The following is a 24,272-nucleotide window of genomic DNA, read 5'->3' as shown; positions in this document are numbered from 1 at the left end:
AGAGCTGTTGGATCAGTTCCGGGTCCTGTCCGACCGCCTGGTCGCCACCCTGACCAGCGCCGTGGCCGAACTGGGCACCCTGGCCGACCCCAGCGCGGCCGAGGCCCAGGTGCACGCCGCCCAGGCGCAGGCAGCACGGGCGGTGGCCGACGCCGAGGCCGCCCTGGCCGAGGCCGAGCAGCGGCGGCGCGACGCCGAGCGGGCACGCCGGGCCGCCGAAGCACGGGCCGCTGAGGCCACGGCCGCGGCCGACCACGCCGACCAGGCCGCCCAGCAGGCTCGACAGCAACGCGACGCCGCGGTGGCCGAGGCCACCCGGACAGCCGAGCAGGCAGCCCGCGACATCGCCGCGGCCCAGGCCGAGGCGGCCAGCACGGTGAACGCCGTCCGGCAGCAGACCCAGGAGGAGATCGAGCAGATCCGACACGCCACCGACGCGGAGATCAACCGGATTCGCCAGGTCACCGCGGCCGAGGTGGATCGCCTCCGCCAGGAGACCGCTGAGCGGGTGGCCCTGCTCAGCGCCGAACGCGACGCCGCACGCGCCCAGGCCAGCCAGGCCGAGCGCAGAGCCGAACGCGCGGAACAGGCCGCGGCCGATGCCCGCGGCGAGGTCGAGCACCTGCGCGCCGAGATGGTCGCCCAGCGCGCCGCCCAGGCGGAGGAGCGCCGGGCCACCGCCGACGACCTCGCGCGGCTGCGCCAGGAACTCACCGACCAGCGCGCTGCCGCCGCTGCCGCCATCGACCAGGAGCGGCGGGTGGCCCAGGAGCGCTACGCCGCCGTGGACGAGGCCCGGGCGCAGACCCTGGCCCGCGCACACCGGGCGGAACAGCAGTTGGACCAGGTCAGCGAGGAGCTGCGGCAGGCGCGGCAGGCCCTGGCCGCCGCCGGTGCGGCCCGGCCGGCCAGCCCGGCGGCCGCGCCGGGTCCCGCCGCTGAGTGAGGGCGGTCGGACAGCCTGCCCGCCTCCGGCGGCCGGCCCCGTGCCCCGCCCCGGAGGCGGGGTTGGGTGATGCGGGGCCGGCCCCGGCGCGGCGGGCGGTTAGCTGGACAGGAACCGGTCCAGCACGCGGGCACCGAAGCGCAGGCCCTCGACCGGCACCCGCTCGTCCACGCCGTGCGCCATCGCGCGGTAGTCGTAGCCGGGCGGCAGCAGCAGCGGCGAGAAGCCGTAGCAGTCGATGCCCAGGGTGGCGAAGGCCTTGGCGTCGGTGCCGCCGCCCATGCAGTACGGCACGACCACGGCTTCCGGGTCCTCGGCGCGCAGGGCGTCGGCCATCGCGGTGAACCACACCGAGTCCACCGGCGCCTGCACCGCCGGCTGCCAGGTGAGCAGCTCGCGCCGCACACCGGGCCCGATCAACCGGTCGACCTCGGCCAGCAGGTCCTGTTCGCTGCCGGGGAGCACCCGGGTGTCCACCTCGGCGGCGGCGGCCCCGGGGATCACGTTGACCTTGTAGCCGGCGTCGAGCACGGTGGGGGTGGTGCTGTTGCGGACCGTGGACTCGGCCAGGGCCGCGGCGGGCCCCAGCCGACGCAGCGTGCCGTCCACATCGGACAGATCGGCGGTGACGCCCAGCGCGGCCGAGGTGCGCTCCAGAAACGCCCGCACGGTCGGGGTCAGCTGCACCGGCCACTGGTGGGCGGTGAGCCGCGCCAGCGCCTCGATCAGGGTGACCACGGCGTTGTCGTCGTTGCGCCGCGACCCGTGACCGGCCCGACCCTGGGCGGTCAGGCGCAGGTGGGCGGTGCCCCGCTCGGCGGTGGCCACCGGATACAGCCGCACCAGCCCACCGGAGGCGGTCGGCACCGCGTAGGAGTAGCCACCGGACTCGCTGATGGCGGCGGCGCAGTCGGCGAACAGCTCGGCGTGGTGCTTCACCAGCCAGTGCGCCCCCACATCGCCCCGGTCCTCCTCGTCGGCCACGAACGCCAGCACCAGGTCACGGCGGGGGCGGCGGCCCGTGCGCGACCAGGCCGCCAGCACCGACAGCACCATGGCGATCATGTCCTTCATGTCGACCGCGCCACGCCCCCACACGTAGCCGTCGGCGATCTCGCCGGAGAACGGGGACACCGTCCAGTCCTCGGCCCGGGCCGGCACCACGTCCAGGTGCGCCTGCACCAGCAGCGGCGGCAGGTCCGGCTCGGTGCCGGCCAGCCGGGCCACCACGTTGCTGCGCCGCGGCGCGGCCTCCAGCAGGGTCGGGGACAGGCCGGCCGCGGACAGCGCGGCGGCCACGAACTCGGCGGCCTCCCGCTCGCCGGCGCTGTCGCCGTTGCCTCGGTTGGTGGTGTCGAACCGGATCAGAGCCGAACACAGGTCCACCACGTCGGCGGCGGGGTCACCGGGCTCGCGGACCTGGGTCGCACCGGTGGTGACGGGGGTGGGCTCAACCATAGATTCCCTCAACTGCTCCAGACGCGATCGCGGTGACCACCTTGAACGCTTTCATTGCCTCGGTCATGGACGGCGCGTCGAAGCCAACACTGCGGACGCCGATCAGCTCTACGGTAGGCACTACCGCGGCGGCGTGCGCGAGGTGGGTCGCGTCGAATTCCACCTCGATGCGGTGAGGCCCGGTGCTCGGCTCGTCGCGGCCGGCCCGCGCCATGGCCTCGCGGGCCGCCTCGGTGATCAGGTCGGCGGTGCGGGCGGGCGGCAGGCAGATCGCGGCGTAGCGGCTGACGCACTCCTTGACCGCGACGCCCACCGCCTGGGGGGCGTAGTCGGCGGCGTCGAGGCAGGTCTGGTCATCGCCGGTGACCAGGAGCACCGGCACGCCGTGTTCGGCGGCCATGGCGGCGTTGAGCCGTCCCTCGCTGGCGGGCACGCCGTCCAGCCACACCCCGGTGATGGAGTTCTCCAGATAGGTGTGGGCGAGCACGCCGTCGGCACCGGCGCCGGCGTGGTAGCCCAGGAACACCACACCGTCCACACCAGACTGGATGCCCTGCATCATCGACAGCGGCTTGTGTCGGCCGGTGAGCATCCGGGCCCGGGGATCCAGGTCCTCCAACAGGAGGTTGCGTTGGGACGAGTGCGCCTCGTTCACCAGGACGTCGGTGGCGCCGCCGGCGCACAGTCCGGCGATGCAGGCGTTGACGTCGCCGGTGAACAGGCGGCGGAACCGCTGCCACTGCTCTGTTCCGGGTATGACGTCCGAGGTGTAGGTGACGCCGGTGGCGCCTTCCATGTCAGCCGAGATCATGATCCGCACGGGCCAACGTTACGTCTTGGCAAGTTCCGTGGGTACTCGTTGACTTGCGATACCGCCGGATGGTTATTTCTTGGCACTCTTCTGGAAAGGTGTGGTCACGGTGCGCGTCAACAGACGATGGGTAGGCCGAGCCATCGGCGCTCTCGTCACGGTGTTCGGGCTGGTCGCAGCCCCAGTCATGGCCCCGGGGGTGGCCTTGCAAGCCGCCGCCCAGCAGGCCGGCGGAACAACTCTGCGGGTCGCGATCACACAGCAGATCGACACACTCAACCCGTTCATCGCGATCTTCCAGTCCAGCACCGAACTGGGCCGGTTGATGTACGAGTTCCTCACCACCTTCGACACCCACAACCAGCCCACGCCCGGGTTGGCGGAGAAGTGGGAAACCTCGGCGGACAAACTGACCTGGACCTACACGATCCGCCAGGGCGCGAAGTGGTCCGACGGTCAGCCGATCACCGCCAAGGACGTCGTCTTCACCTACAACCTGATGATGACCAACGCGGACGCGGCCACCGCCAACGGCAACTTCGTGGCCAACTTCGAGTCGGTCACCGCTCCCGACGAACACACCGTGGTGATCAAGACCAAGGTGCCGGTGACCACCATGACCGCCATGGAGGTCCCGATCGTGCCCGAGCACGTCTGGGCCTCGGTCAGCGACATCGCCACCTACGCCAACGACACCACCCCGGTGGTGGGCAGCGGACCGTTCGTGCTCACCGAGTACAAGGCCAACGAGTACATCAAGCTCAAGGCCAACAAGGACTACTGGCGCGGCCCCGCCAAGTACGACGAGCTGCAGTTCGTCTACTACAAGAACGCCGACGCCGCGGTGCAGGCCCTGCAGAAGGGTGAGGTCGACCTGGTCAACCGGCTCGCCCCGGCCCAGTTCGACTCCCTCAAGAACGACCCGAACATCGTGCCCAACCAGGCCAAGGGCCGCCGGTTCAACGAGCTGCTGATCAACCCGGGCGCGGCCACCAAGGACGGCCAGCCCATCGGCGACGGCCACCCCGCCCTCAAGGACGTGCGGGTGCGCCAGGCCATCGCCAAGGCCATCGACGTCACCACGATCGTGAACAAGGTGATGGGCGGCTACGCCGAACCCGCCACCGGCCTGATCCCCACGATGTGGGGCGACTACCACTGGCAGCCGGCCGCCGGCCAGGAACGCAAGTTCGACCCCGCCGCCGCCAACGCCGACCTGGACGCGGCCGGCTACCCCAAGGGCGCCGACGGCACCAGGGTCGGCCCGGACGGGCGGGCGCTGACCCTGCGGCTGCTCGGCCACAGCGGACGCGCCTTCGACGAGCAGACCGCCGAGTACGTCAAGCGCTGGCTCAGCGACATCGGCATCGGCGTCGAGGTGCAGCTGGTCTCCGACAACCAGTTCAACGAGACCAGCACGGCCGGCAACTTCGACCTGCAGGTGAGCACCTGGGGCTCCAACCCCGACCCGGACTACATCCTCTCGCTGCACACCTGCGCGCAGCGGCCCAACCCGGACGGCAAGGGCGGCACCACCGACTCGTTCTTCTGCGACGCCGAGTACGACGCCCTCTACGCGCAGCAGAGCGCGGAGTTCGACCGCACCAAGCGGGCCGAGCTGGTCCGCAAGATGCAGCAGCGGCTCTACGAGCAGGCCCCCCTGGTGATGCTGGACTACGACAACGCGTTGGAGGGATACCGCAAGGACCGGTTCGACGGCTTCCAGAAGCAGCCGGCCCAGGATGGTGTGATCATGGCCCAGAGCAGCTACTGGGGCTACTACAGCGCCACCCCGGTCGCCGCCACCAGCGCGGGCGCCGGCAGCAGCACCGGCCTGGTGATCGGTGTCGTGGTGGTCGTCGTGGTGGTCCTGGCCGGTGGCGGGCTGCTGGTGGCCAGGCGGCGCGGCAGCACCGCGGACGAGCGGGAGTAGGAGCAGTGACCGACGCACTCGCCCCTGTCGAGGAAGCACTCGCCGAGTCGGCGGCGCGCCGCGGCAGGGGCGGCAGCACCCTGCGCTACGTCGCCGGCAAGCTCGGTGGCGCGCTGGCCAGCCTGTTCCTGGTGGTGGTGCTGGGCTTCCTGCTGTTCCGGGTGATCCCGGGCGACCCCGTGCTGTCCATGACCCGGGGCCGCCCGGTCACCGCCGACCAACAGGCCGAACTGCGCGCACGCCTGGGCGTGGACCGGCCGCTGCTCCAGCAGTTCCTCGACTACCTCGGCAGGCTGGCGCGCGGCGACCTGGGCACGTCCTACGTCTACAGCCGCCCGGTCGGTGAGCTGATCGCCGAGCGGCTCGGCCCGACCCTGCTGCTGGTGGGCACCTCCACGATCATCGCGGTGATCCTGGGCCTGTGGCTGGGCATCAAGGGCGCCTGGCGGCGGGGCAGCCGCTTCGACCGCGTCTCCACCGGCGTCTCGCTCACCCTGTGGTCGATGCCCACGTTCTGGCTCGGGCTGCTGCTGATGATCGCCACCGGGAACCTGTTCCCCAGCGGCGGCATCCGCTACCCGGACACCCCGCCGGACTTCCTGTCCCAGGCCCTGGACACCGCCCACCACATGGTGCTGCCCTGCCTGACCTTCGTCGCGGTGATCTACGCGCAGTACCTGCTGGTGATGCGCTCCTCGCTGCTGGAGGAGATGAACGCCGACTACCTGACCACCGCGCGCGCCAAGGGGCTGCGCGACGACCTGGTCCGGCGCCGCCACGCCGTGCCCAACGCCCTGCTGCCCACGGTGACCCTGGTGTTCCTGCACCTGGGCCTGGTGGTGTCCGGGGCGATCACCGTGGAGACGGTGTTCTCCTGGCCCGGCCTGGGCCTGCTCACCTACGAGGCGCTGCAAGGCCCCGACCTCCCACTGCTGCAAGGGATCTTCATCGTGCTGACCGGCTCGGTGGTGGCCATGAACGTGATCGCGGACCTGCTCTACCGAGTCCTCGACCCGAGGGTGCGTGCCGCATGACCACGACACAGAATCCACCGTCCACCCCACCCCGCACCGCCACGGCCCTCGTGTGGGCCCGGCGGCGCGCCGCCGCGGCGCGGGTGTGGCGGCAGTTCGCCACCGACCGCGGCGGCGTGGCCGGCCTGGTCGTGCTCGGGGTGATCGTGCTGCTGGCGGTGCTGGCACCGGCGCTCACCGACCAGACCGGCCTGGACGTCACCCGGGCGCCCGGCGCGCCCTGGCAGGCGCCCAGCGGCGAGTTCTGGCTGGGCACCGACCACACCGGACGGTCGGTGCTGCTGCTGACCTGGTGGGGCGCGCAGGTCTCGCTGCTGGTCGGGTTGGCCGCGACGCTGCTGTCGGTGGGCATCGGCACCGTGGTCGGGGTGTGCGCGGCGCACTTCGGCGGCTGGGTGTCCTCGGTGCTGCTGCGGGTGACCGACTTCTTCCTGGTGCTGCCGTCCCTGGTGCTGGCCCTGGTGCTGTCCACCGTGCTGCCGCAGGGGCTGGGCACGATCATCCTCGCGATCGGGGTCACGTCCTGGCCGTCCACGGCGCGGCTGGTGCGGGCCCAGACCCTGACCGTGGAGGCCCGCCCCTACATCGAGCGGTCCCGGGCGCTGGGCGGCGGGCACGGCCACGTGATCGGCAAGCACGTGCTGCCCGCGGTGCTGCCGCTGGTGTTCGTCAACACCACGCTGACCGTGGCCAGCGCGATCATCGCCGAATCCACCCTGTCGTTCCTGGGCCTGGGTGATCCCACCCGGGTGTCCTGGGGGTCGATGCTGCACTCCGCGTCGCTGCACGGCGCGGTGTCCAAGGGCGCCTGGTGGTACCTGCTGCCGCCGGGCCTGGGGATCGTGGTGGTGGTCTTGGCGTTCACCTTGTGCGGCCGGGCACTGGAGACGGTGCTCAACCCGCGGCTGGCGCACTCGGCAGGGGAGCGGTGATGGCGGAGCAGACGGCGATGAGCGAGCCGGTCGACCAGCAGAAGGCCGCCGCGCCCACCCTGCTGGACGTGCGTGACCTGCACGTGCGCTACCAGAGCGGGCGCGGCGAGGTGCACGCGGTGCGCGGGGTGGACCTGTCGCTGGCCTCGGGCCAGACCCTGGGCTTGGCCGGGGAGTCCGGGTGCGGCAAGTCCACCCTGGCCATGTCGGTGCTGCGGCTGCTGCCCAAGTCCAGCCGCGTCGACGGGCAGGTGCTGCTGGACGGTGAGGACGTCCGCACGATGTCGTGGGGTCGGCTGCGCGCGGTGCGGTGGGCTGGGGCGTCCGTGGTGTTCCAGGGCGCGATGCACGCGCTCAACCCGGTGCGCCGCATCGGCGAGCAGATCGCCGAGCCGCTGCGCCTGCACGGCTGGGGTGGGCGCGCGCCCACCTCGCTGTCGCCCGCCGCGATCCGCGCGCGCGTGGCCGAACTGCTGGAACAGGTGGAGCTGCCGGCGCGGCGGGCGGATGCCTACCCGCACGAGCTGTCCGGCGGGCAGAAGCAGCGGGTGATGATCGCCATGGCGCTGGCCTGCCAGCCCCGCCTGGTGATCGCCGACGAGCCCACCACCGCCCTGGACGTGATCGTGCAGGCCCAGGTGCTGGAGCTGATGGGGCGGCTGGTCGCCGAGCACGACATCGGCCTGATCATGATCAGCCACGACCTGTCGGTGCTGGCCGCCACCTGCCAGCGGATCGCCGTGATGTACCGGGGCGAGCTGGTCGAGCAGGGCCCGGCCGAGCAGGTGATGCGCCAGCCCCGCCACGCCCACACCCAGGCGCTGGCCGCGGCGTTTCCCGTGGTGGGCGACCCGGCGCACCGGCTGGTGCCCGCCGCCGAGCCGGCCACCGCACCGACAGTGGAGCCCTCGGAGTCCTCGGGGGCCTCGACGCGGCCGGTGCTGCGCGCCGAGGACCTGCACGTGCGGTTCGGGGGCCGGCGGGGCGGCCAGACCCACGCGGTGGCCGGGGTGACCCTGGAGGTCCACCCCAACGAGATCGTGGCCCTGGTGGGGCAGTCCGGGTCGGGCAAGACCACGCTGGCCCGCACCCTGCTCGGGCTGCAGCAGCCCACCAGCGGCCGGGTGTACTTCGACGGGCAGCCGCTGCCCACCAGCGCCCGGGGCCTGCGGGACTACCGGCGGCAGGTCCAGTTGGTGTTGCAGGACCCGACCAGCGCCCTCAACCCCCGCCAGTCGGTGTACGAGGCGGTGGCCGAGGGGCTGCGCATCCACCGGATCGGCGACGACGAGGCCGGGCGGGTCGCCGACGCGCTGAGCAAGGCCGAGCTGCGCCCGCCGGAGCAGTTCTTCTCGGTGCTGCCGCACGAGCTGTCCGGCGGTCAGCGCCAGCGCGTGGTGATCGCCGGGGCGTTGGCGCTCAACCCGAGGGTGCTCATCGCCGACGAGCCGGTGGCCTCGCTGGACGCCTCGGTGCGGGGCGAGATCCTCGCCCTGTTCCTGCGGTTGCGGGTGGAACTGGGGGTGGCAGCCCTGGTGATCACCCACGACCTCGGGTTGGCCTGGAACATCGCCGACCGGGTGGCCGTGATGTACCAGGGTGAGCTGGTGGAGGTGGGGCCGGTCGAGGACGTGCTGCTCGCCCCCCAGCACCCCTACACCCGCTCGCTGCTGGCGGCCATGCCCAACGCGCCCGGCTCGCTGGACGAGGTGGAACTGGCCGCCGGCGACGCGGGCTGAGCGAGAACGCCGTGCCGGGACGCGACACCGCGTCCCGGCACGGCCCGTTTTCCCGCCGCGGATCCGAGAACGGTTCGGAACCGATCAGGAAATAGCGATCCCCGGAGTTGTCGACGAGATTATCGAACGGCGCTCGGGCTGATCTTTTCCGCACTGTTCAATACCGGTTATCACCGGTATCTGTTTCCGCGCCGCCCTGACGCCGGCGAGGAAATGCACCAGCATGGCGTATTGCCTCGCCGCAGGTGCTGGCTCAGCGTAGCCGTCGCGGCCCGGGCAATCCGCCGATCGACGGAAAAAATTATCATTGCCGAAATGCTGACTCGCTGCGTTTCCGCTGCTAACCTCGGTGCAGCCGCACTGCTTTACCTGTCACACACCCTGTGTTCCCTGCTGATTAATACCGACCGATAAGAATTCTCGACTCCCGCGGGTCGGCCTGCTGGCGCATGTCGTCACCAACCCCGGGTCACCCCTGCCCCAACAGCGCGAGGGAAAACGCGATGACATTATCGAAGATCGGTTTAGGACGATTGTTGGGTGCGGCGACACTGCTCGTCGGCGCCACCGCCGCCTTCGGTCTCCCGGCGGCCACCGCCTCCGCCGAGGCGGCCTCCCCGGAGATGTTCTCGGCCATGCAGCGCGACCTGGGCCTGACCGCCGACCAGGCCCGCACTCGCATGGCCCAGGAGAGCGCGGCGGCCACCACCGAGCAGCAGCTGCGCGCCAGCCTGGGGGAGAGCTTCGGTGGTGCGCGCTTCGACGCGGCCAGCGGCAAGCTGGTCGTGGGCGTGACCCGGGCCGGCGCGGCCGAGGCCGTCCGCCAGGCCGGCGCGCTGCCCGAACTGGTCGCGCACAGCCAGCAGACGCTGGACACGGCCAAGGCGGCGCTGGACGCCACCACCCTGCCCGCCGCGGTGACCGGCTTCTACGTGGACACCACCAGCAACAGCGTGGTGCTCACCGTGCGGCCCGGCCAGGCCCAGCAGGGCCAGGCCTTCGTCGCCGCCGCCGGCGTGGACGCCAGCCTGGTGCGGGTCGTCGAGTCCGACGAGCAGCCCCGCACCCTCTACGACGTGGTCGGCGGCGACGCCTACTACATCAACAACTCGTCCCGCTGCTCGGTGGGCTTCTCCGTGCAGGGCGGCTTCGTCAGCGCCGGCCACTGCGGCTCCACGGGCGCCAGCACCACCGGCTCCAACCGGGTCGCCCAGGGCACCTTCGCCGGGTCGTCCTTCCCCGGCAACGACTACTCCTACGTCCGGGTCAACTCGAACTGGACCCCCCGGGGCCTGGTGCGCAACAGCGGCTCGACGGTGAGCGTGGCGGGCTCCACCGAGGCCGCCGTGGGCGCCTCCATCTGCCGCTCCGGGTCGACCACCGGCTGGCACTGCGGCACCCTGCAGGCCAAGAACCAGACCGTGAACTACGCCCAGGGCACGGTCACCGGCCTGACCAGGACCAGCGTCTGCGCCGAGCCGGGTGACTCCGGCGGCTCCTACATCAGCGGCCAGCAGGCCCAGGGGGTGACCTCCGGCGGTTCGGGCAACTGCAGCTCCGGCGGCACCACCTACTACCAGCCGGTCAACGAGATCCTGTCGGTCTACGGGCTGCGCCTGGTCACCGGCTGACCCCGCTCCCACACGCCCGTTGCCCCGCGGATCGCGCCGTCCGCGGGGCAACGGCATGCCCGGGACTGCGGCGCGCCCGGGGTGGCCCCGCCCACCTGGCTCGGGCCCGGGCCCCCACGGCAGCGCGTCCACGCTCGCACCGCCGGTCATCGGCGGCAGGCCGCACTGACCACGCCCCGAAAGACCGCGACCCGAAGACGGGTAGGCGGGTGTCGGCCCCCACCGACACCCGCCTACATCCCCCTACCTGCCCCCCAGCCCCCGTTCCCCCAGCCCCGCCCCCCGGGCGCTCAGCGACTGTGCACCCATCAAGAGCGCCCTGCCGGCCCCCAGATACCGGCCAACCACAAAAAACTCGGAGAAAAGTTCGGACTGCCCCACTCGGCCGCATCCGACCACACCCCGTTGTCGACATACCGACTGGTCGGTATCGTCGGGTTGTGGACGAGCACGGGCAACGACAGGTCGACGCGGTGGTGTTCGACTTCGGCGGGGTGCTGACCACCACCGTCACCGAGTTCATCGCGCACTGGATCCACACCGACGACATCGACCACGACCACTACCGCACCGTGATGCGGTCCTGGCTGGGCCGCGACGCCGCCGAGGGCAACCCGCTGCACCAGTTGGAGATCGGCGCCCTGCCGGTCGCCGAGTTCGAACGCGCCCTGGCCGCCCGGCTGCGCACCCGCGACGGCCGCCCCGTGCCCGCGGCCGGCCTGGTCAGCCGGATGTTCGCCGCCGCCGTACCCGACCCCGCCATGATCGACCTGGTCGACGCCGTGCGCGCGGCCGGCCTGCACGTGGGCCTGCTGTCCAACAGCTGGGGGGAGAGCTACCCCGAGGACCTGCTGGCCCGACTGTGCGACACCGTCGTCATCAGCGGCCGCGTCGGCCTGCGCAAACCCGACCCCCGCATCTACCACCACCTGCTGGACCGCCTCGGCCTGCCCGCCCAGCGCTGCGTGTTCGTCGACGACGCCCCACCCAACGTGGCCGCCGCCCACGCCGTGGGCATGCACGCCATCCACCACACCAGCGCGGCCACCACCCGCGCGGCCCTGGCCCAGTTCGTCCCGCACCTCTCGGAGGTGGCACCGTGACCGACCTGCCCGGCCTGGACCTGGCGCGCGTGCACGACTACCTCCAGCGGCAGCGCCCCGGCCTGCTCGCCGGGCCACTGCGCGGCGAACTGATCACCGGGGGCCGCTCCAACCTCACCTACCACCTCAGCGACGGCCACCACGACTGGGTGCTGCGCCGCCCCCCACTGGGCCACGTGCTGGCCACCGCCCACGACATGAGCCGGGAACACCGCGTCCTCGCCGCCCTGGCCGACACCGCCGTCCCCGTGCCCCGCGTGGAACTGCTGTGCCCCGACCCCGACGTGCTCGGCGCCCCGTTCTACCTCATGGAGCACGTGCCCGGCACCGCGCTGCGCACTCCCGCCGACTGCCGCGCGCTCAGCCCGCACGACACCGCGGTCCTGTCCCGGCGCCTGGTGGAGGTCCTGGCCCACCTGCACAGCATCGACCCCGCCCAGGTCGGGCTGGACGACTTCGGCCGACCCGACGGGTTCCTGCGCCGCCAGGTGCACCGCTGGGGCCGGCAGCTGGCCGCCTCCCGCAGCCGGGACCTGCCCGGCATCGACCAGCTGCACGACTGGCTGGGCAGCCACCTGCCCACCCGCACGACCAGCGCGATCGTGCACGGCGACTACCGCCTGGACAACGTGCTCGTCACCACCTCACCCCCCGACATCACCGCCGTGCTGGACTGGGAGATGGCCACCCTCGGCGACCCCCTGGCCGACCTGGGACTGCTCTACGTCTACTGGAGCGGCCTGGGCGGCGAGGACGACCCGATCACCCACGGCGTCACCGCGCTGCCCGGCTTCGCCTCCGCCGAGGACCTGCTCGCCGACTACGCCCGCCGCACCGGTACCGACCTGCACGACCTGCCCTGGTACGTGGCCTTCGGCTACTTCAAGCTGGCCGTGATCGTCGAGGGCATCCACTACCGCTACACCACCGGCCACACCGTCGGCGAGGGCTTCGAGCGGATCGGCGCGCTCACCCAGCCCCTGGTGCGCCAGGGACTGGCGGCCCGGACAACACTCGACCGGTAAGGGAGCCCCAGCCATGGACTTCGCCTTCGACGCCCGCACCGAGCAGCTGCGCGAACAGCTGCTGGCGTTCATGGACGAGGAGATCTACCCGGCCGAGCCGGTCTTCGCCGAGCAGGTCGCCGCCCTGGCCGACCCGTGGGACCGGCCGGCGATCATCGACGAACTCAAGGCCAAGGCCCGCCAGCGCGGCCTGTGGAACCTGTTCCTGCCCGACCCCGACCACGGCGCCGGACTGACCACCCTGCAGTACGCGCCCCTGGCCGAGATCACCGGCCGCAGTCCCGCCCTGGCCCCCGAAGCACTCAACTGCGCCGCACCCGACACCGGCAACATGGAACTGCTCGCCGCCTTCGGCACCCCCGACCAGCAGCGCCGATGGCTGCGCCCACTGCTGGACGGCGAGATCCGCTCCGCGTTCTGCATGACCGAACCCGACGTGGCCTCCTCCGACGCCACCAACATCGCCACCCGCATCGACCGCGACGGCGACCACTACGTGGTCAACGGCCGCAAGTGGTGGTCCACCGGCGCGATGAGCCCCCGCTGCGCGGTGTTCGTCGTCATGGGCAAGACCGACCCGGACGCCCCCCGCCACCGCCAGCAGAGCATGCTGCTGGTCCCCAGGGACACCCCGGGCGTGACCGTGCGACGCGGCCTGAGCGTGTTCGGCTACACCGACGGCCCCCACGGCGGACACGCCGAGATCGACTTCCGGGACGTGCGCGTGCCCGCCGACCACCTCATCGGCGGCCCGGGGGAGGGCTTCGCCCTGGCGCAGGCACGACTGGGCCCCGGCCGCATCCACCACTGCATGCGCCTGATCGGCATGGCCGAACGCGCCCTGGAACTGCTGTGCCGGCGCGTGCTGGACCGGGTCGCCTTCGGGCGCGCCCTGGCCGACCAGGGCGTGGTGCGCCAGTGGATCGCCCAGGCCCGGGTGCGCATCGAACAGACCCGGCTGCTGGTGCTGAAAACCGCGTGGCTGATGGACACGGTCGGCAACAAGCAGGCACACACCGAGATCCAGGCCATCAAGATCGCCACCCCGGAACTGGCCGAATGGGTGATCGACAAGGCGATCCAGGCGCACGGCGCCGCCGGCCTGAGCCAGGACTTCCCCCTGGCGCAGCTGTGGACCCAGGCCCGCACCCTGCGCTTCGCCGACGGCCCCGACGAGGTGCACCAGATGTCACTGGCCCGCCGGGAACTCAGCCGCTACCGCTGACCCCCGCCGACCGGGACGCTCCAACAGCGTCGCGTCCGGCGCGGCGAACCCGACCTTGGCGTACAGCCCGTGCGCGTCGTCGGTGTGCAGCAGCCACCGGAACTCCCGGCCGGGCCCGTGCTCCACCGTGGCCCGCACCAACGCCGTGCCCAGCCCCTGACCCCGGTGCGCGGGCACCACGTACACGTCGGCCAGGTAGGCCAGGGCCACCCCGTCGGAGACCACCCGCGCGAACCCGACCAACGCGCCACTGGGCCGGTGGTAGACGCCCACCACCCGCCAGGCCGCCGCCAGCTGCCGCTCCACGTGCTCGCGCCGCCGCCACCGGCCCCAGTAGGCGTGCTCGGACAGAAACGCCCACACCGCGTCCCGGTCCACCCGCCCGGGATCGTCGTCCACCTCGTAGTCACCCACCACCACGATGATCGCCACGCACCCATCCTCACACGCCCACCCCCGAATCGACCCGGCCTCACAGGCCACCGGTGTGCAGCAGCCGGTTCACGGTGTCGGCGGTCGGCGCGGGATGGCGGATCCGGTCGACACTGGCCTGGTCGAACAACCACGCCCGCAGGCCGGCCTGGTCAACCTCACCGTGAGCCTGCTTGTACAGCGCGGCCACCCCGGCCACGTGCCCCGCGGCCACCGCCGTCCCACTCATCACCCCCAACCCGCCCCCCACCCGGGCCGAGACGATCTGCACACCCGGCGCCAACAGCTGCACACAGCCGCCGTAGTTGCTCTGCTCGGCGTCACCGTCCTGACGCGTCGTCGACCCCACGGTGAGCACACCCGCGGCCCGGCCCGGCGAGGCCGTGCACGCCGGCGTGCCCTCATCACCCGCGGCCACGACCACGAACACCCCGCGCGCGGCCACCGCGTCGGCCGCGGCGTCCACCACGACCGACCCGGGCACCCCCGCCACCCCCACCACCGCGACCGCGGGCGCCACCGCGTGCCCGGCCACCCAGTCCAGCGCCGCCACCAGCCCCGCCCAGCTCCCGCGCCCGTCACAGCCCAACGCCCGCACCCCCACCACCCGCACCCGCCGCGCCACCCCCGCGGTGGCACCCCCGACCGTGCCCGCCACGTGCGTGCCATGCCCGTGGCAGTCAGCACCCGCACGCCCGTCACCCACCACGTCGACCCCCACCGCGGCGCGCCCACCGAACTCGGCGTGCCCGACCTCGACCCCGGTGTCGATGACGTACACGCTCACCGGGGCACCGTCGTGGCCGACGGTGAACGTGCCGGTCAACGGCAGGTCACGCTGGTCGATGCGATCCAACCCCCAGGAGGCCACCGCCGGCCCGACCCGCCGCCGCGCCGCCGGAGCCTGCGCCACACCCACCACCGCGTCCGGTTCCACCCCCACCACCCCCGCCGCGCCCCGCGCCTGCTCGGCCTGCGCGGGCGTGAGCGACGCGGCGAACCCGGTGAGGGCAGTGCGGTAGACGAACCGCGGACGCACCCCCAGAACACCGGCCACCGACTCGGGCGCGACCTCGGGGCGCACCCGCACCAGATACCCCCGCTCACCGGCCGCCCCAGCGGGGACGCCGCCGGGCGGGCCCGCGGCGGCGGAGCCACCTGGCGCGCACAGCGCCAACACGGCCGTGAGCGCCAGCAACCTGGTCGTGGTGGGCATCGCGGGGTCTCCCTCCGGTCCGGGGCCGGTCGCCACGCCGGCGACACTGTCCACACCGGAGTCTTTGGCACCACCCGCGCCCACGGGAATTCCTCGATCGGGTCGCACCCGCCCGCCGCGGAGTGAACCCACCCCACCCGACCACCCCGGCCCGACCACCCCGCCTGAGCTGCCTGAGCTGCCGGTCGACGCACACGCACCGTCAGCGCCCACACCCCACCTCCCGCCCGCGCGGTCCCCGCCGGCCCACCCGCCCACCCACCAGCTCCCCACCCAGCCCGCCGCACACCGACTCTCGGTGACGCCCAGTGCGCAGAACGGGTGAGGCCCGGCCAAAGCCACCACCCACCCCCCACCGGTCTGCCATCCTGCCTGGTGAACACCCCGGCACAGCTACGCATGGGCGGTGGTCGTCTCGGGCGTGTTCCACGCGGAAGGCACACATCCCCCCAGAACCGACCCTCCGCGTGGCCGTCGGCCGGGGCAACCCACCCCCCCCCTGTCCCGTTGCCCCGGCCGACGGTGTCCCACCCCCGGCCACCACGACACCACCGGGCGACCTACTCCATTACGGTGGAGTGCCGCCAAGTCGATCCGCGACCCGGACCGCACTCCTACCGTTACTGCCGGGATGTGCTCAGCCCGGATCGGCTGTTGTCGGGGGACGTCGCCACCCGGGTTGCTCGGTCAACCGGGGGTGATGTGTGCCCAACTCGTCGTTACGGACCGGCCACAACGACACGGGGACACGCCTGCGCGCCGCACTGGCCGTCCCGGCCTTCCGCGTCCTGTGGCTGGCCGAGATCGTCAACCTCGCCGGCGACCAACTGGCCAAGGTCGCCCTGGCGGTCGTGGTCTACCAGCGCACCCACTCCCCGCTGTGGTCCGCCCTGGCCTACGCCACGCCGCTGCTGGCCACCCTGATCGGCGGCGTGAGCCTGGGCTGGATCGCCGACCGGCTCGACCGCCGCGCGGTGATGGTCACCTGCGCCACCGCCCAGGCCGCCACCCTGGCGCTGCTGGCAGCCCTGCCCACCCTGCCGGTCGCGGCCCTGCTCGGCCTGCTCACCGTGACCAGCCTGCTGCAGTGCCCGTTCGCCGCCGCGCAGAACGCGCTCGTCCCCACCCTGCTGCCCGGACCGGCCTACCACGCCGGCCACACGCTGCGCCAACTCAGCATGAACGCCGTCACCCTGGTCGGGCTGCTCGGCGGGGGACTGGCGGTCGCCGCCATCGGCCCGTCCTGGGCACTGGCCGCCGACGCCGCGTCCTTCGCCGCCACCGGCCTGGTGCTGCACCGCGGCCTACCCCGCACCCCCACACCCACCACACCCAGCACCACCGGACCCGCCCGCGCCCACCTGCGCGCCGGCCTGGCCGCCACCTTCGGCCACGCCCCGGCCCGCACCCTGATGCTGCTGATGTGGCTCGCGGGAATCCCCGCCGCGGCCGGCGGCCTCATGGCCGCGTTCACCGCCCAGGCCGGCCACCCCGAAGCAGTGGCCTGGGTCCTGGCCGCCGACGCCGCCGCCTACACCGCCCTCACCCTCGCCCTGCACCGACTGGCCCTGCCCCGCCGGCAACGCCTCATCGGGATCCTGGCCGTGGCCTCCGTGCTCCCGCTCGCCGCCTTCGCCCTGACCCCCGACATCCTCGGCGCGGCCCTGCTGCTGGCCATCTCCGGCGGCGCGGCCGTCTACCAGGTCACCGCCGGCTCCACCTTCATGACCCTGATCCCGGACACCCACCGGGGCAGCGCCTACAGCGTCGCCCGCACCGGACTGCGCGCCGCCCAAGGCCTCGGCGCTGGCCTGGCCGGCGCGCTCGCGGAAGGCACCGGATCGATACCAGCGACCATCGCCAGCGCGGGCACCGTGGGAGTCGTGGCGGCCGTCGCGCTGACGTGGTCCTGGCACCGCTGCCTGCGCAGCCCACTACCAGAAGGCGCGGTAGGGACATGACCAGCGATCAGAAGTCCCGATCGGGCCGCTTGCTGGTGTCCTTGCGGGAGGACATGACTGTAGCCATGGGAACCAATCACCTCCTGCCTGAAGTCAGGGCGGGCACTGAAACGTGATCACCGGTGAGCGATGACGTCTCACTGTCGCAGACGGCTGATGAGGGGATGCCGGTATGTCAGTCACCGAGTTCAAGTCGACGCAGACCACACCTCCCGACCTGGCGGACATCCCCCTGCCTCACCCAGGGCGCGGCACGCACCTGGTGACGGTAAGGGCAGCGGGCGCCGTGCGTTGCCTGTCCCACAGTGTGGCGCGTCTGGCCCGATGGTGGCGGCGATTTGGCAGTTGTCTGTGCCGCCCGAGCGCCTGGACGCTCTGGGACCAACCCCGCGCCCTGGTCGGCTACCTGCTCGGCGTGGAGGCCGTCGCCCTGGCCGCCGTGCTCACCCTGATCGCCACCGGCCCCAGCGTGAGCGCCCAGGACTGGATGCACGCCGCCGTGCTCGCCGCCTGCGCCACCCTCCACGTCACCGGCAGCCGCTGGCACGAGGAATCCCGCCGCCACGAGAACGGCAACCTCCGCGTGCACATCGACCTGGGCGGCCTGTGGTCGGTGGCCGCCCTGCTGGTGCTGCCCCCAGCCCTGCTGGTCGGCGTGATCGTGCTCATCCGCTGGCAGCGCTGGCCGATCGCCCGCAAACCCGCCTGGCGCTACGTCTTCTCCACCTCGGCGATCCTGCTGGCCGCCGTCAGCGCCCGCGCCGCCCTGAACGCCACCGGCCCCCACCACTGGACCGCGCTGGACCTGCTGGACTCCACCACCCAACTGCTGCTGGTGCTGGGCGTGGGCCTGATCTACAACACCGTGCAGGCCGCCCTCATCGGCGCGGCGTTCGCCCTGGAACAAGCCAGAGCCACCGCCCGGATGATGCTGGGCGGCAGACAGGACAACGCCGAAGCCGCCATCGGCACCGTCGGCGCCGTGCTGGTCACGGTCACCCTGGCCAACGCCCCCGCCGTGGTCGGCGTGGTCTCGATCGGCCTGGTCATCGTCGCCGCCGTCCTACACACCAACGAGCACCTGCGCCACGACGTCAAAACGGGCGTGCTCAACGCCGCCGGCTGGCAGGGCGCCGCCCACCGGGAACTCCACCGAGCCCGCCACAACCAGACCCCCACCGCCGTCCTCATCGTCGACGCCGACCAGTTCAAAGGCATCAACGACCGCTGGGGCCACCTGATCGGCGACGTGGTGCTGCGGGAGATCGCCACCGCGCTGCGCACCGACACCCGCCCCACCGACATCGTGGGCCGCTTCGGCGGCGAGGAGTTCGCGCTGCTGCTACCCGACACCGACACCGACAGCGCCACCCAGGTCGCCGAACGCGTCCGCACCCGCATCGCCCACCTGCGCGTCCCGGTCACCACCCGCCGCGGCCACACCACCGTCCTCACCGGACGACAAGCCCCACCGGTCGCCCCCAGACCCGACGACACCAACACCCCACCCGAGGCCGACACCCGCGTCATCAGCGTCTCCATCGGAGTGGCCGCCGACACCGGCCCCCACCTGGACCTGACCCGCCTGCTCTCCGACGCGGACGCCGCCCTCTACCAGGCCAAAGCCCACGGCCGCAACCGCGTCGAGGTCGCCCACCCCGCACCCGCCCCACAGGCGCTGGCCACCACACCCTGACCCCAGCACGCGCGGCCCCGGCCCCGCACCAGCCGACACCGCTGTACCGGGACCCGGGGGTCAGGCCAGCTGCCGCACCACCCGGCACGGATTGCCCACCGCCACCACGTCAGCGGGCACATCCCGGGTCACCACACTGCCCGCGCCGATCACCGAACGGGACCCCACCGACACCCCCGGGCACAACACCACCCCGCCACCCAGCCACACGTCATCGCCGACCGTGATGGGCTCGGCGGCCTCCAAGCCGCTGCGCCGCACCTCCGCGTCCAGCGGATGGGTCGGCGTGAGGAACTGGACGTTCGGCCCGATCTGCACGTTCGCACCGATGCTGACCCGCCCCACATCCAGGATCACCGCCCCGAAGTTGACGAAGGTGTTCGCCCCGATCGTGGTCTGGTAGCCGTAGTCGAAGTAGCAGGGCGGCCGGATCACCACCCCCGGCCCCACCGACCCCAGCAACTCCCGCAACAACTGCTCCCGCAGCGGCTCCTGCGTGGTGCTGGTGGCGTTGTAGCGCTCCACCAGCAGCGCACACCGCCGCAACTCCGCGGCCAACTCCTCGTCCACCCGGTAGAGCTGCCCCCGCAGCATCCGGTCCTTCATCTCACCCACCAGCCACCTCACCCCAATCGCGTGCCCTCCCGACTCACCCCAAAGCCGGCTGCTCCAGGGTCAGGGTTCCCGCGTCCGCGTCCAGCTCCGCGACCACCCCCAACGGCACAGTCAACTGCGCGCGGCAGTGCCCGAACCCCAACTCGGACACGATCGGCACCCCCAGTCCACCCAGCCGCTCCCGCAGCACCGCCAGCACCTCCGGCAACGGCCCACACGAGGTCCACGACCCCAGCGCGATCCCGGCGACACCGGAGAACCAGCCGGCCCGCAACAGCTGGGTCAGCATCCGATCCAGCCGGTAGGGCTCCTCGGTCACGTCCTCCAGCAGCACGATCCCGCCGCGCGGCGGCGGCGGGGCGTCCGGGGCCCCCAGCGCGGACACCACCAGGCTGACGTTGCCGCCCGTGGTCACGCCCCGCGCCCGCCCACCCACCAGCGGCTCGGCCGCGGCCCGGGCCAGCACCTGGGTGCGCTCCGGCTCGAACAGGGTGCGCCGCAGGTGCTCCTGGGCGCGGACGTCGTCGACGAAGGCGGGCGTGGCCAGCATGGGGGAGAAGAGCGTGGCCACATCCAGGTGCGCGGCGAACGCGTCGTGCAGGGCGGTGACGTCACTGGACCCGGCGAACACCTTCGGCTCGCCCTCGGCCATCACCGCCCAGTCCACCTCGTCCAGCATGGTCAGGCAGCCGTAGCCGCCCCGCGCGCACAGCACCGCCCGCACCGTCGGATCCCGCCACACCGCCATCAGGTCCGCGGCCCGGTCCTCGGCAGTGCCGGCCAGATACGGCAGCCGCGGATGGGTGTCCCGCACGTGCTCGGCCACCCGCACCCGCAGCCCCCAGGACCGCACCACGGCCAGCCCGGCCTCCAGCAGCCCCGCCGACACCGGCCCGGCCGGGGCGATCACCGCCACCACGTCCCCCTGCCGTAACCGGGGCGGGCGGCGTCGGGCACGCAGACTCATCGCCGCAACTCCAACCTCGGCACATCAGCCGGCTCAAAACCCAGCACCTGCCCGTAGAAGGACAGCTCCGCGGCCAGCGCCGCCTGGATCGTCTCGGCCCGCCGGAACCCGTGCTGCTCACCCTCGAAGGTCAGGTACGCGTGCGGAATGCCCCGTCCGGCCAGCGCCGCCACGAACCGGTCCGCCTGCTCCGGCGGGCAGATCTCGTCCTCCAGGCCCTGCAGCAGCAGCACCGGCCCGGCCAACTGGTCCACCCGGTGCGCGGGGGAGCGCTCCTGGTAGCGCGCCGCGGCCTGCGGCAGCACCCCGACCAGGCCCTCCACGTAGCGGGACTCGAAGTCGTGGGTCTCCCCACCCGCACCGGTCCACCCGGCCAGATCCAGGATCGGGTACATGATCGTGCCGCACCGGTAGGTGCGCACCGAGGTCATCGACGCCGCCGAGGTCCACCCGCCCGCGCTGCCGCCCCGCACCGCCAGCCGCCGCGGGTCGGCGCTGCCCTCCGCGGCCAGCGCCTCGGCCACCGCCGCGCAGTCACGCACGTCGACCACGCCCCACTGCTCCCGCAACCGCTCCCGGAAGGCCCGCCCGTACCCGGTGGAACCGCCGTAGTTCACCGCGACCACCCCGATCCCGCGGCTGGTGAAGAACGCCACGTCCACATCCAGCACCGCCGACCACCGACCGGTGGGACCCCCGTGCACGTGCACCACATACGGCGGCAGTTCCCCCTCGGGGGCGGCGAAGTCCGGGTTGTGCGGGGGATAGACGTAGGCAGGGATGGCCTCGCCGTCCGGCCCGGAAAACCACCGCTCCTGCGGGAGGGGCAGGTAGGCCGGGTCCGGCAGGTGCGCGGGCTGACCGGTCAACGCCGTCAGCTCACCCGTTGCCAGGTCCAGCCGCACCACCGCGGCCTCGGTGGTCGGCCCCGACGCCGCGCCGACCACCACCCCGTCGGCCACGGCCAGGTTCGCCTGCCACACCGGCAGATCCACCGCGACGTCGGTGACCGTGGCACTGGCCTCGTCCAGCACCGCCAACCGCCCCGCCCGCAACACCACGTGCCGGCCCTGCCCCAGCGAGGCGAACCACCGGTTGCCCAACTTCCACATCGGGCCACCCAACTCCTCCTGGCAGGGCGCCAGGTTGCGGGCGGACCCGTCCAGGCCGACGCGGTACAGGTTCCACCAACCGTCCGGGTCGGTCAGCGCCAGCAGCGACTCCGGCCCGTCCCACTCGACCTGGCAGACCGCCTCACGCGCGCCACCCGCCACCACCCGGTGCGGCCCGAACACACCGCCCTCGCCGATCTCGGCCACACACAACTCGGTGCCGTCCCACGGCATCGCCGGGTGGTTCCAGCCGATCCAGGCCGCGTGCCGACCATCCGGGCTGATCTTGGGACCGGTCATGAAGTGGTGGCTGGCGGTGAGCACCAGCACCGCGTCCTCGTCCACGGCCGCCGCGCCCGAACACGGCAGCGCCACCAGCTCCCGCCGCACGTCGGTGCGGGCCGGCCCGGTGACCCTCTCCCGCACACACCACACCTGGCCGTCCGGCCCCGGCATGAGATCGGCGTAGCGGTACCCGTGCCGCACCGCCGGCTCCGGACTGATCGGGACCGGCTCCGCCGCCGGGTCGTCCGCCGCGACCAGGTACACCCGCTGATCGTCCCAGTGGGTGAAGGCCACCTGGTCACCGGCGCCGGTGCGCACCACCGTCCACGGCCGGCCGCCGTACTCGTGCACCCGGTTGCGCACGTTCCACGGCGCGCCCAACACCTGCCGCACCCGGCCGTCGGCGTCGACCCGCGACAACGCGACCCGACCCCCCTGCTCGGGCAGACTCTCGGCCCACCAGACCTGCCCGTCGTGCAGGTCGACCCACTGCAACCCACCGCCAGCAGCGGCGGCGTCGGCCGGGCTGATGGGCGAGGCCCAGGTTCCGTACGGAGCGATCTTCACCACAGCGGTGACCTTATACGCCCCAACCACCCCAGCCGAGCAGGTCAGGCACGGTTCCGGCACGCCACCAGCGGCCACCGCGCCAACCGGACCCGGTTCAGCTGAGGGAGAACGGGGGAGGCTCTGCCGAGCGGACCGGCGTGCCCTAGGGTCGACGGTGCCATGGCTCGTGTCATTCATGTCTTCCGCCAGCCCGACCGGTTCGTCGCAGGGACCGTCGGGCAACCCGGCGAGCGCTCGTTTTATCTGCAAGCCACCGAAGAAGCCAGGACGGTCAGCGTCCTGCTGGAAAAACAGCAGGTCGCCGTGCTGGCCGAACGGATCGGCTCACTGCTGGACGAGGTCCGGCGACGCTTCGGCGCCGAAGTCCCCGACCAGGCCCCCGACGACCTGGTCGACACCGAACCCCTGCAACTGCCCCTGGAGGAGGAGTTCCGGGTCGGCACGATGGGCCTGGGCTGGGACGCCGAAAGCCACGCCGTGGTGATCGAACTGCTGGCCGCCACCGAGGAGGAGATCGACGAGGCGGTCGTGCTCGACGACACCGAGGAAGGCCCCGACGCCGTCCGGGTGTTCCTGACCCCCACCGAGGCCAGGGCGTTCGCCGCCCGCGCCGACCGGGTCGTCAACGCCGGCCGCAAACCGTGCCCGCTGTGCGGGGAGCCCCTCGACCCCGAAGGCCACATCTGCCCACGTCAAAACGGCTACCGCCGCACCAGCGACAGCTAGGCTGGCCCAGGTGCTGCCCCGCGACCCCGCCGCCCGTGACCTGCTCACCCACGGGCACATCGAGGTGACCGGCCGACTGGTCGACGCCTCCAACACCACCCTGTTCTGCGACATCACCCTGGACGGGGTCAGTGCGCAGTGCGTGTACAAGCCGATCCGCGGCGAACGCCCCCTGTGGGACTTCCCCGACGGCACCCTGGCCGGCCGCGAGGTCGCCACCTACCTGATCTCCGACGCCATCGGCCTGCACCTGGTACCCCCCACCGTGCTGCGCCCCGGCCCGTTCGGACCCGGCATGGTGCAACTGTGGGTGGACACCCGCGACGACGAGGACCTCGTCGACGTGCTGCCCGAGAAGAAGGTCCCCGACCGGTGGCGCGTGGTGCTGCACGCCAGGGACCGCTCCGGCGCCCCCGCCGTGCTCGTCCACGCCGACCACCCCCAGATGCGCCTGCTGGCCGCCTTCGACGTGGTCGTCAACAACGCCGACCGCAAGGGCGGCCACGTCCTGCACGCCCTGGACGGCTCCGTCTACGGCGTGGACCACGGCATCTGCCTGCACGCCGAGAACAAGCTGCGCACCGTGCTGTGGGGCTGGCTGGGCGAGCCACTACCCGAACAGGCCGTGGCCGCACTGCACCGGTTACGCACCGCCCTGGACACCACCCTCGGCGACGACCTCGCCGACCACCTCACCATCACCGAACTGCGCGCGCTGGCCGACCGCACCGACGCCCTGCTCGCCGCCCCCGTCTACCCCGAGCCCTCCGAGGACTGGCCCCCCATTCCCTGGCCCGCGTTCTGACCCACCAGCCCCGCCACCACCCGGCGTGGCACCCGCACACCCCCGACCCC

The 24,272-nt window shown here is 72.7% G+C and carries 20 protein-coding genes; 13 read left to right on the top strand and 7 right to left on the bottom strand.

Features of this window, described 5'->3' with window-relative positions:
* Positions 1 to 7: 7 nt before the first annotated feature.
* Positions 8 to 946 carry a coiled-coil domain-containing protein gene (locus tag LX83_RS22535; protein WP_253774601.1) on the top strand — a complete coding sequence of 313 codons (939 nt, stop codon included), beginning with the start codon at positions 8 to 10 and terminating at the stop codon, positions 944 to 946.
* 99 nt (positions 947 to 1,045) lie between these two features.
* Here LX83_RS22535 and LX83_RS22530 read toward each other — a convergent pair whose 3' ends face one another.
* Positions 1,046 to 2,404 (bottom strand): M20/M25/M40 family metallo-hydrolase, encoded by a 1,359-nt coding sequence (locus LX83_RS22530; protein ID WP_253774599.1) that lies wholly within the window; start codon positions 2,402 to 2,404, stop codon positions 1,046 to 1,048.
* The gene (locus LX83_RS22525) at positions 2,397 to 3,224 is read right to left on the bottom strand and encodes a M55 family metallopeptidase (RefSeq protein ID WP_253774597.1); all 828 of its coding nucleotides are present in this window, start codon (positions 3,222 to 3,224) and stop codon (positions 2,397 to 2,399) included. The genes LX83_RS22530 and LX83_RS22525 overlap by 8 nt, the downstream gene beginning before the upstream one ends.
* Positions 3,225 to 3,402: 178 nt before the next feature.
* Here LX83_RS22525 and LX83_RS22520 point away from each other — a divergent pair, with 178 nt between their 5' ends.
* From LX83_RS22520 to LX83_RS22485, 8 genes are all read left to right on the top strand, one after another.
* Positions 3,403 to 5,148, top strand: coding sequence for an ABC transporter substrate-binding protein (locus LX83_RS22520; protein ID WP_253774595.1), 1,746 nt, complete (start codon positions 3,403 to 3,405; stop codon positions 5,146 to 5,148).
* Positions 5,149 to 5,153: 5 nt separating this feature from the next.
* Positions 5,154 to 6,182: an ABC transporter permease gene (locus tag LX83_RS22515; protein ID WP_253774593.1), complete on the top strand. Its 1,029-nt coding sequence runs from the start codon at positions 5,154 to 5,156 to the stop codon at positions 6,180 to 6,182.
* The gene (locus LX83_RS22510) at positions 6,179 to 7,114 is read left to right on the top strand and encodes an ABC transporter permease (RefSeq protein WP_253774591.1); all 936 of its coding nucleotides are present in this window, start codon (positions 6,179 to 6,181) and stop codon (positions 7,112 to 7,114) included. The genes LX83_RS22515 and LX83_RS22510 overlap by 4 nt, the downstream gene beginning before the upstream one ends.
* Positions 7,114 to 8,853: a dipeptide ABC transporter ATP-binding protein gene (locus tag LX83_RS22505; protein WP_253774589.1), complete on the top strand. Its 1,740-nt coding sequence runs from the start codon at positions 7,114 to 7,116 to the stop codon at positions 8,851 to 8,853. Before LX83_RS22510 ends, LX83_RS22505 begins: the two co-directional genes overlap by 1 nt.
* A 503-nt stretch (positions 8,854 to 9,356) precedes the next feature.
* The gene (locus tag LX83_RS22500; protein ID WP_253774587.1) at positions 9,357 to 10,484 is read left to right on the top strand and encodes a S1 family peptidase; all 1,128 of its coding nucleotides are present in this window, start codon (positions 9,357 to 9,359) and stop codon (positions 10,482 to 10,484) included.
* A 440-nt stretch (positions 10,485 to 10,924) separates the two neighbouring features.
* Positions 10,925 to 11,587, top strand: a complete 663-nt coding sequence (locus LX83_RS22495; RefSeq protein ID WP_253774586.1) for an HAD family hydrolase — start codon at positions 10,925 to 10,927, stop codon at positions 11,585 to 11,587.
* Positions 11,584 to 12,612 carry a phosphotransferase family protein gene (locus LX83_RS22490; RefSeq protein ID WP_253774583.1) on the top strand — a complete coding sequence of 343 codons (1,029 nt, stop codon included), beginning with the start codon at positions 11,584 to 11,586 and terminating at the stop codon, positions 12,610 to 12,612. The genes LX83_RS22495 and LX83_RS22490 overlap by 4 nt, the downstream gene beginning before the upstream one ends.
* Before the next feature lie 13 nt (positions 12,613 to 12,625).
* On the top strand, positions 12,626 to 13,837 hold the full coding sequence (locus tag LX83_RS22485) for an acyl-CoA dehydrogenase family protein (RefSeq protein WP_253774581.1): 1,212 nt from the start codon (positions 12,626 to 12,628) through the stop codon (positions 13,835 to 13,837).
* Here the strand turns inward: LX83_RS22485 and LX83_RS22480 are convergent.
* Positions 13,802 to 14,269: a GNAT family N-acetyltransferase gene (locus LX83_RS22480; RefSeq protein WP_253774579.1), complete on the bottom strand. Its 468-nt coding sequence runs from the start codon at positions 14,267 to 14,269 to the stop codon at positions 13,802 to 13,804. The two genes, LX83_RS22485 and LX83_RS22480, sit on opposite strands and share 36 nt — an antisense overlap.
* Before the next feature lie 40 nt (positions 14,270 to 14,309).
* A complete protein-coding gene (locus LX83_RS22475; RefSeq protein ID WP_253774577.1) occupies positions 14,310 to 15,485 on the bottom strand; it encodes a S8 family serine peptidase in 1,176 nt (391 codons plus the stop codon).
* A 704-nt stretch (positions 15,486 to 16,189) separates the two neighbouring features.
* On the opposite strand from LX83_RS22475, the gene LX83_RS22470 reads away from it, so the two are divergent.
* Positions 16,190 to 17,446, top strand: coding sequence for an MFS transporter (locus LX83_RS22470; protein WP_253774575.1), 1,257 nt, complete (start codon positions 16,190 to 16,192; stop codon positions 17,444 to 17,446).
* A gap of 415 nt (positions 17,447 to 17,861) precedes the next feature.
* On the top strand, positions 17,862 to 19,142 hold the full coding sequence (locus tag LX83_RS38485; RefSeq protein ID WP_253774573.1) for a GGDEF domain-containing protein: 1,281 nt from the start codon (positions 17,862 to 17,864) through the stop codon (positions 19,140 to 19,142).
* Positions 19,143 to 19,202: 60 nt separating this feature from the next.
* On the opposite strand, the gene LX83_RS22460 is transcribed toward LX83_RS38485, so the two are convergent.
* From LX83_RS22460 to LX83_RS22450, 3 genes are read right to left on the bottom strand one after another with little or no spacing between them, the layout of a single operon-like run.
* Positions 19,203 to 19,748, bottom strand: coding sequence for a sugar O-acetyltransferase (locus tag LX83_RS22460; RefSeq protein ID WP_301328725.1), 546 nt, complete (start codon positions 19,746 to 19,748; stop codon positions 19,203 to 19,205).
* A 43-nt stretch (positions 19,749 to 19,791) separates the two neighbouring features.
* Positions 19,792 to 20,724, bottom strand: a complete 933-nt coding sequence (locus tag LX83_RS22455; RefSeq protein ID WP_253774569.1) for a S66 peptidase family protein — start codon at positions 20,722 to 20,724, stop codon at positions 19,792 to 19,794.
* Positions 20,721 to 22,691 carry an alpha/beta hydrolase family protein gene (locus tag LX83_RS22450; RefSeq protein WP_253774567.1) on the bottom strand — a complete coding sequence of 657 codons (1,971 nt, stop codon included), beginning with the start codon at positions 22,689 to 22,691 and terminating at the stop codon, positions 20,721 to 20,723. Before LX83_RS22450 ends, LX83_RS22455 begins: the two co-directional genes overlap by 4 nt.
* A 159-nt stretch (positions 22,692 to 22,850) precedes the next feature.
* Between LX83_RS22450 and LX83_RS22445 the strand changes: the two genes are divergently transcribed.
* Both LX83_RS22445 and LX83_RS22440 read left to right on the top strand, forming a co-directional pair.
* Positions 22,851 to 23,417, top strand: coding sequence for a DUF3090 domain-containing protein (locus tag LX83_RS22445; RefSeq protein ID WP_253774565.1), 567 nt, complete (start codon positions 22,851 to 22,853; stop codon positions 23,415 to 23,417).
* 10 nt (positions 23,418 to 23,427) lie between these two features.
* Positions 23,428 to 24,222 carry an SCO1664 family protein gene (locus LX83_RS22440; RefSeq protein ID WP_253774563.1) on the top strand — a complete coding sequence of 265 codons (795 nt, stop codon included), beginning with the start codon at positions 23,428 to 23,430 and terminating at the stop codon, positions 24,220 to 24,222.
* The last annotated feature ends 50 nt before the right edge of the window (positions 24,223 to 24,272 follow it).

Origin of the sequence: Goodfellowiella coeruleoviolacea, from assembly GCF_024171785.1 — a bacterium.
Classification (GTDB): Bacteria; Actinomycetota; Actinomycetes; order Mycobacteriales; family Pseudonocardiaceae; genus Goodfellowiella; species Goodfellowiella coeruleoviolacea.
Note: the sequence above shows the minus strand (reverse complement) of the source record. Positions and strands in the feature narration are given on the sequence as shown.

Bases quoted from the DNA above. Each gene is read 5' to 3' on its own strand.
- LX83_RS22455 (WP_253774569.1), bottom strand. From the start codon at position 20,724: ATGAGTCTGCGTGCCCGACGCCGCCCGCCCCGGTTACGGCAGGGGGAC.
- LX83_RS22460 (WP_301328725.1), bottom strand. From the start codon at position 19,748: ATGAAGGACCGGATGCTGCGGGGGCAGCTCTACCGGGTGGACGAGGAG.
- LX83_RS22505 (WP_253774589.1), top strand. From the start codon at position 7,114: ATGGCGGAGCAGACGGCGATGAGCGAGCCGGTCGACCAGCAGAAGGCC.
- LX83_RS22475 (WP_253774577.1), bottom strand. From the start codon at position 15,485: ATGCCCACCACGACCAGGTTGCTGGCGCTCACGGCCGTGTTGGCGCTG.
- LX83_RS22510 (WP_253774591.1), top strand. From the start codon at position 6,179: ATGACCACGACACAGAATCCACCGTCCACCCCACCCCGCACCGCCACG.
- LX83_RS22485 (WP_253774581.1), top strand. From the start codon at position 12,626: ATGGACTTCGCCTTCGACGCCCGCACCGAGCAGCTGCGCGAACAGCTG.
- LX83_RS22530 (WP_253774599.1), bottom strand. From the start codon at position 2,404: ATGGTTGAGCCCACCCCCGTCACCACCGGTGCGACCCAGGTCCGCGAG.
- LX83_RS22520 (WP_253774595.1), top strand. From the start codon at position 3,403: ATGGCCCCGGGGGTGGCCTTGCAAGCCGCCGCCCAGCAGGCCGGCGGA.
- LX83_RS22500 (WP_253774587.1), top strand. From the start codon at position 9,357: ATGACATTATCGAAGATCGGTTTAGGACGATTGTTGGGTGCGGCGACA.
- LX83_RS22445 (WP_253774565.1), top strand. From the start codon at position 22,851: ATGGCTCGTGTCATTCATGTCTTCCGCCAGCCCGACCGGTTCGTCGCA.